This window comes from Streptomyces virginiae, from assembly GCF_000720455.1.
Lineage (GTDB): Bacteria > Actinomycetota > Actinomycetes > Streptomycetales > Streptomycetaceae > Streptomyces > Streptomyces virginiae.
Genome location: NZ_JOAK01000108.1, coordinates 1 through 286 on the forward strand (window position 1 = coordinate 1; position 286 = coordinate 286).

The 286-nt window shown below is 68.5% G+C and carries 1 protein-coding gene; it reads right to left on the bottom strand.

The annotated features are described in order from the left end of the window. The coding region (locus IG86_RS39600) for a HAMP domain-containing protein (protein WP_037943982.1) at positions 1-286 on the bottom strand (286 nt) is incomplete at both ends.

The window sequence follows — 286 nt, forward strand, 5'->3', positions numbered from 1 at the left end:
CCCGGCCAGCTCGTTGACGTTCTCGGTGAGCCGCTTCCAGGTGCCGGAGACGCCTTCGACCTCGGCCTGGCCGCCGAGCCGGCCCTCGCTGCCGACCTCACGGGCGACGCGGGTGACCTCGGCGGCGAAGGAGGAGAGCTGGTCGACCATCGTGTTGATGGTGGTCTTCAGCTCCAGGATCTCGCCACGGGCGTCCACGTCGATCTTCTTGGACAGGTCGCCGTTGGCGACGGCGGTCGTGACGAGGGCGATGTTGCGGACCTGGCCGGTGAGGTTGTTCGCCATG